At 34.4% G+C, this 6,000-nt stretch carries 7 protein-coding genes; 3 read left to right on the top strand and 4 right to left on the bottom strand.

Going from position 1 to position 6,000, the window contains the following annotated elements:
* Nucleotides 1-419: 419 nt before the first annotated feature.
* Nucleotides 420-1,100: a YgjP-like metallopeptidase domain-containing protein gene (locus RRY75_RS06595; protein ID WP_332494272.1), complete on the bottom strand. Its 681-nt coding sequence runs from the start codon at nucleotides 1,098-1,100 to the stop codon at nucleotides 420-422.
* A gap of 195 nt (nucleotides 1,101-1,295) precedes the next feature.
* Here RRY75_RS06595 and RRY75_RS06590 point away from each other — a divergent pair, with 195 nt between their 5' ends.
* Nucleotides 1,296-1,700 (top strand): hypothetical protein, encoded by a 405-nt coding sequence (locus tag RRY75_RS06590; RefSeq protein WP_332494273.1) that lies wholly within the window; start codon nucleotides 1,296-1,298, stop codon nucleotides 1,698-1,700.
* Nucleotides 1,701-1,796: 96 nt separating this feature from the next.
* Here RRY75_RS06590 and RRY75_RS06585 read toward each other — a convergent pair whose 3' ends face one another.
* The gene (locus tag RRY75_RS06585; protein ID WP_332494274.1) at nucleotides 1,797-2,276 is read right to left on the bottom strand and encodes an NUDIX hydrolase; all 480 of its coding nucleotides are present in this window, start codon (nucleotides 2,274-2,276) and stop codon (nucleotides 1,797-1,799) included.
* Between the two features lie 151 nt (nucleotides 2,277-2,427).
* Between RRY75_RS06585 and RRY75_RS06580 the strand changes: the two genes are divergently transcribed.
* Entirely contained in the window at nucleotides 2,428-3,174 is a 747-nt protein-coding gene (locus RRY75_RS06580) for a copper homeostasis protein CutC (protein WP_332527645.1), read from the top strand.
* 139 nt (nucleotides 3,175-3,313) lie between these two features.
* Here RRY75_RS06580 and RRY75_RS06575 read toward each other — a convergent pair whose 3' ends face one another.
* Both RRY75_RS06575 and RRY75_RS06570 read right to left on the bottom strand, forming a co-directional pair.
* Nucleotides 3,314-3,601, bottom strand: a complete 288-nt coding sequence (locus tag RRY75_RS06575) for a hypothetical protein (protein ID WP_332494277.1) — start codon at nucleotides 3,599-3,601, stop codon at nucleotides 3,314-3,316.
* Nucleotides 3,602-3,624: 23 nt separating this feature from the next.
* Complete coding sequence (locus RRY75_RS06570; protein WP_332494278.1) at nucleotides 3,625-5,004, bottom strand: YeiH family protein; 1,380 nt, start codon at nucleotides 5,002-5,004, stop codon at nucleotides 3,625-3,627.
* A gap of 400 nt (nucleotides 5,005-5,404) precedes the next feature.
* Between RRY75_RS06570 and RRY75_RS06565 the strand changes: the two genes are divergently transcribed.
* Nucleotides 5,405-5,932, top strand: a complete 528-nt coding sequence (locus tag RRY75_RS06565) for a hypothetical protein (RefSeq protein ID WP_332527646.1) — start codon at nucleotides 5,405-5,407, stop codon at nucleotides 5,930-5,932.
* Nucleotides 5,933-6,000 lie beyond the last annotated feature (68 nt).

The raw sequence follows: 6,000 nt of genomic DNA, 5'->3' as shown, positions 1-6,000 counted from the left end.
CTTGACCCCCTGCGTGCAAGGCAGGTGCTCTCCCAGCTGAGCTAAGCCCCCATAAGGTATTTATTTTCTATGCCTGCTGCTACTGTTCCCGCCGCTGACTCTATGAAGTATACTAGAACTATATAATGATGTCAACAGTTTTTATACACTTTTTGCGCCTTCCTTTTTAGTCTAATTTTCATATATTTTTCTCTTAAATTCTTAACTTTTATACACCTATACAAAGTCTTTCCTTATAGTGCATACTGATCGTTGTATTTTCCTATTTTTTCTCCTTAAGCATCTGGTTATACACAATACGAAATGCACTTTTTATACAAAGTACTTTTCCCTTTTAGAAGCTTCACCCTTATATATTTCCCCAAATCTAGGTATAGTGCTTAGAAGTTTATTTCAAAAAAAGATAATACCCGAAGGTATTATCTAAAAATAAAACGATCTTTATTTATATTTACCCATTCTCTTGCTTGTTCTGATTCTGGCACTATTTTTGCAAGTACGCTATTGCTATCTTCAATACCATTGAATCTACAAAGTGCTTCTACTAAAACACTATCAATTAAAGTTACTGGGCCTACACCAATATTGACATCAAAAGTAATTTGATCTTCTTCTATATACCAAAGCCTACTTTGAAGTATTTTTACATCAAGTTTTTTTGGCATTTTTTCAAAGTGCTCGCTATAAAGTTTAACGCGCTCTTTCAGTTTGCCCATTGTTTTTGTTATGTACCATTCACATAAAGGTAACATCATTGTCTCTTTTGTAATGTTTTGCCCTTCAACTACAAACTTACCTCTTACAAGTTTAACTACTGGAGTTTCCTTTGTTTCATCTTCTACAAATTCAATTCCATAGTTTTTGCCTAAGTACATACTGTGATTTGCGTATTCTTTGGCACGTTGTATGCGTAAAAGTTCTCCCAAGATCCACGTTGCGTTTCCCTTTACTTTATCCATGACACTAAATAAAGGTGTACCTACAGGTGCTAACACTTTGATTTGACCGTCTTCTTCCATATTAATGGCGATGCTGGTTCTCTTTTTATATATTAGGTCATAATCGATCTTGGTTCCTTCAAAATTAAAACTTAGTTTCATATCATACCTCTTTACTTATTTATTCTGTCCTCTTTCTATACAATGTAGTATTATAACATAAATTCCCTAAAAGTTTGTATATTTTTTTTTGGTTTTTTTAACCATCTATCGTGTTAATAACTTTCAAAATTTTCCCAGTTATGATATACTATTGTATATATATATTAATTCTATAATTTAGGAGTGATGTTTAAAATGATAGAGCCTACTGAACTTGAACAATTTCAGAATTTTATAGATGACTTAGTTCTTCGCAACAAGAGTATATTAGATCAAATGACTAAACTACAAGATGCTTCTTCACGTCTCAATCGCTCAATCTCCAAATCCGCTACGATGTGTGGATGTATTAAGCTTGAAATTTGTAAGCAACAATTAGACTTCTCTACCATTACGACATCTGAAGAGTTAAAATCCCTATTAAGTACGCACTTAGAAGGCTATCCTTGTCCTGATTGTAATGAATCTATAGAAAAAGAAATGGGGCGTGTACTCTTTTATTTAGGTGCACTTGCAAACACGCTTGGTATTTCACTATCTTCCGTCATTGAAAACGAAAAAGCTCGTACAAGTATTTTAGGAAAATATTCACTCAAATAGTATTTTATTACGTCTTTGAAAAAATTTCAAAGACGTATTTTTATACTTATCCACATTTTATCCACATTTTGTGTATAAAATGGAATTTTTTAACATTTACTTGTCAGAAATCATCCCTCTTTGATAAACTTCACAGTCTTTAAAATCATTTTTTAGGTCTTCCCAAAATTGTTTTTTAAATACTGGTGGAAAAATTGGAATTTTAGATGTCTGAATTTCTTTCTTAGTTACAAACCGACATTCCTTAATATATTGTACTTCTACTTCTGGATCATATCCAGCTTGAATTGTACTTTCATCCTCTACTATTGTTAAAAAGAACATCCCTAAGTGATGGGTATCCAGCTCATAATCTACATATTCACTCATATAGATTAGACGAAGTGGTCTACATTTTGCATTACATTCTTCTTCTACTTCTCTTACAATTGTATCAATAACACTTTCTTCCGGTTCCATACCGCCTCCCGGAAGTGTCCACCACTCAAATCCTGTATCGGGATTTTTTTGTCTTAATAGCAGTAGTTCTCGTCGATTGTTTAAAATGATAGCAGCTGCCCTTGGTCGTATATTCATCCCATCCCCCACTCTCTTTCGATGTATTTTTTATTATATCACACTTTCTCCTACTTCACTTGTAAAATCCATTTTCTCCTTGAAAGCCATCTATTCCTAAGTTATACTGACAGCAATAACAGCAAGTATTTACAAAAGAAAGAGGTCTATTATGAAAGATTTTAATTTAGAAATATGTATCGATTCCGCTGAATCTGCTATTATAGCCGCTGCTCATGGCGCAACACGCCTTGAACTTTGTGGTCACTTAATGATTGGTGGTGTCACACCTTGTACAGGTCTTATTGAAATGGTAAAAGCTGTAGTTAAAATACCCACTTATGCCATTATCCGTCCACGTTTTGGTGATTTTGTGTACTCTGACTTAGAATTTGAACAAATGAAGCGTGATGTTGTATCTTGCCGTGAACATTTAGTAGATGGCCTTGTATTAGGTGCCCTTACGCCAGATGGTCACTTAGATGTAGAACGCCTTAAGTCCCTTACTGCACTTGCAGATGGTATGCACCTTACCCTACATCGTGCTTTTGATGTATGTGTAGACCCTTTTAAAGCTTTAGAAGATGCGATTACTCTTGGCTTCCATACTATTCTCACTTCGGGTCAACAAGCTTCTGCTTATGAAGGTCGCTCTTTACTCAAAGACTTAATTAAGGCTGCTCATGGACGTATTGATATTATGCCTGGTGCCGGTGTTAATACAAGTAACTTAAAAGACATCTTACAAGATACAGGTGCAACAAGCATTCATCTTTCAGCAAAAACACTTCGTCCATCTCTTAGTCAACATAAAAACCCTCATGTCTATATGGGGCTACCTTCTATTGATGAGTCCATCATCTATGAAACAAATGGCGAAGAAGTAAAGGCTGCTCGTGCTATTCTAGAAGCTTTTTAACTTTTGATTTATAAACTCTTCCTTTTATTTTGGAGGAGTTTCTTCTATATAATGTAGTAATCTATACACTTGCTTTCTCACGCTCTTGAAATGACAAGAAAGAGACTGTTTTTCAACAGCCTCTTTCCTATTATGTATTCTATTTAAATTTCCTATCTAAGTATACCCATGCTTTCCAGCATAAGAATCCCCATCCGCAAAATAAACCTGCAATTAAAAGAGGATTTAAATCTTGCGCAAATTTATGGGTAAAGAAATACTTTTCCCAACCTGGAATATCACTATAATAATAGGAACCGGGACCAAAGTTAAGCCCTTCTATAAGTCCTATATCATTCTTCATAATATAGATTGCACATCCTATTATAATAATGAAAAACACCAACGCTATACTATTTAAAACCTTGATCATCTGCGCTTGTTTCACAATAATCCTCTCCTCTTTGGGGCTTAAGCGATAATATTAGGAATTGGTAAGAAGATTCCACTTAATAAAAGCCATGCTACGAATAAAGTTAAAATTAAATTGAATACTTGCCCTACTACATATAGTGTAAGTGGTTTTCCACCTTGCATTTGGCTTGCCATTTCTTTGAAGTTTGTTTCAAGACCAATACTCATGAATGCAAGACAGAAGCACCATCCTTTAAATCCACTTAAAGATTTAATAACTGTTTTAGTTGCTTCTGTCCCAAGTGCTGGTTCTACCAAGAATGAGAATACAACAGAAGCTAGTACGAATCCAATAATAAATTTAGGGAATCTATGCCAAATCTCTGAAACACCTACTTTGTTACCCGCTGTGTTATCTACTTTTGTTGTGAAGAAGATAGCTACTGCAAATGCAACAAATCCGATAAGGATATTTTGAATCATTTTTACAAGTGCTGCTACTTGCCCACCGATTGGACCTAGTGCTTCCCCTGCAAGTACTACCGCACCAGTTGAGTCTACTGTACCACCAATCCATGCGCCACCAATCATTGGATCAAGATTAAACCATTTACAAATAAATGGCATAACTACCATCATGACTACTGTAAAAATGAGTGAAAGACCTACTGCAAAAGTTAAGTCATTTTTCTTACCTTTACAAGCTGCTGCAGCTGCGATAGCCGCTGATGTACCACATACAGATGTTGCACATGCAATAATCATAACCATTGATTTGTTCGTAATTTTCAGGAACTTTGTACCAAAAATCCACATAAAGATGATAACAACTGGTGTTACAAGCCATGCAATGCCAAGTCCATAAATACCAAATTCAGCAATATTTGAGAAAAGAACCTCTGCCCCCATGATAACTAAACCTGTTTTAATATAAAACTCCGTTTGAATCGCTGGCTTAAGCCAATCTGGCGTCTTGATGGTATTACACACTAACATACCAATAAGAAGTGCCCAGAAAGCATATTCAAGGTAATTCTTCATTGTTACTTGTGCTGCTAATGTATACGCAAGTAAGGCTAATAAGAATACCCCTGCGAATCCTGCTATAAATTTAACAGGACTTCTGCCCATACATTTAATACCAATGCTAAATAATAAAGCTAATACAATAAATGTAAAGCCTACACCCATAATAAACTTTCCATCTGCTAAGACAGTTAATACAGATGGATTTGCTTCTGTTCCCCATGTTGCTACTTTGACACCTTTAAAAGTAAAAGCCTCCGTTGTTACACTAATAAATCCAAGTGTAATAACAATAAACCCTAACCAAATAGCCCACCAATCTTCATTCTTATACAGATCAGACCATTTAAACTTACTTGCTACAATTTCTTCACTTATTACTGGTTTGCCTACCGCTGTTACTGATTCCATATTTCTCCTCCCATTGTTTATACCCTTTTTAAAGTTCAATATCTATATGTTAAAAAAATAACACTTATATGTTAAAAATAGCATAAGTTATATTTGTTCGTCAATAAAATAACAAACTTTTTTTACACTTTGTGAATTATGGTTAATTTTTAAACTTTATTTTTAGTTATTATTTTAGTGTATTATTAAATAATTTTATTTTTTTACTCATACATAGCTATTGTTTAACTACCGTTTTTAATCCGTTATCTGCATTACTCCAGTACGTTCTTATAAAAAGAATAAATATTATCACCAAAGCTATTTTTTGAATGGTGATTCGAAGATTGTGACTTAACTTACATAAAATAGTGTTCCTAACAAATACTAAATTCTAGACTATACAACTGGAGGTTAATGAATGGAGCTTATACTTACAGATCATTTAAGAAGTCATATGGCTTGTCATGATAAAGAGTTTTTAGAGGGCTGGGAAAAAACCTTTGAGCAACTCAGATTAAAGGGTACTTTTGATTATTTGAAGGGCGATGTGGAAAGGATTGTTACAACTTTTGATACCCCTATAGGCTATAGTATGTTACTTGAAACTACAGATGATGATGAAATTATTTATGCCAAAAGACTAGAACGAAACTTATATACGCGTTTTATCAAAGGCAAAGAACCAGGCTATAGCTATCAGGTCATGTGTATTCTCAAAAAGTCACAGCAAGTAAACGACGCCTATGAACTTATTACCATGTATCCTGGTGGTAACTCTGAAAAAGAACCCGAGGACCTTCATATTCAAGATAAAGAGGAGATGAAAAGAAGTCTTCTTTTTTGGCGAAACCGTGCACTTATTTACATTAAAGAAAACATAGAACCAGGTAGTGAGAAAGATTATTGCCCTTATCAAAATTTATTCTATATACTAGAAGACTCGTAAAAGGCAGTTTAATCCTAGTAAAAGAGGGACACTTCATCATTTGAAGCGCCCCTCTTTCAGACTGAAAG

It is taken from the genome of Niameybacter sp., assembly GCF_036655075.1.
In the GTDB taxonomy this organism is placed as follows: Bacteria; Bacillota; Clostridia; order Lachnospirales; family Cellulosilyticaceae; genus Holtiella.
This window is presented reverse-complemented; position numbering and strand designations above follow the sequence as displayed.

Coding starts and splice junctions, on each gene's coding strand:
- RRY75_RS06595 (WP_332494272.1), bottom strand. CDS start 1,100: ATGAAACTAAGTTTTAATTTTGAAGGAACCAAGATCGATTATGACCTA.
- RRY75_RS06590 (WP_332494273.1), top strand. CDS start 1,296: ATGATAGAGCCTACTGAACTTGAACAATTTCAGAATTTTATAGATGAC.
- RRY75_RS06585 (WP_332494274.1), bottom strand. CDS start 2,276: ATGAATATACGACCAAGGGCAGCTGCTATCATTTTAAACAATCGACGA.
- RRY75_RS06580 (WP_332527645.1), top strand. CDS start 2,428: ATGAAAGATTTTAATTTAGAAATATGTATCGATTCCGCTGAATCTGCT.
- RRY75_RS06570 (WP_332494278.1), bottom strand. CDS start 5,004: ATGGAATCAGTAACAGCGGTAGGCAAACCAGTAATAAGTGAAGAAATT.
- RRY75_RS06565 (WP_332527646.1), top strand. CDS start 5,405: ATGGAGCTTATACTTACAGATCATTTAAGAAGTCATATGGCTTGTCAT.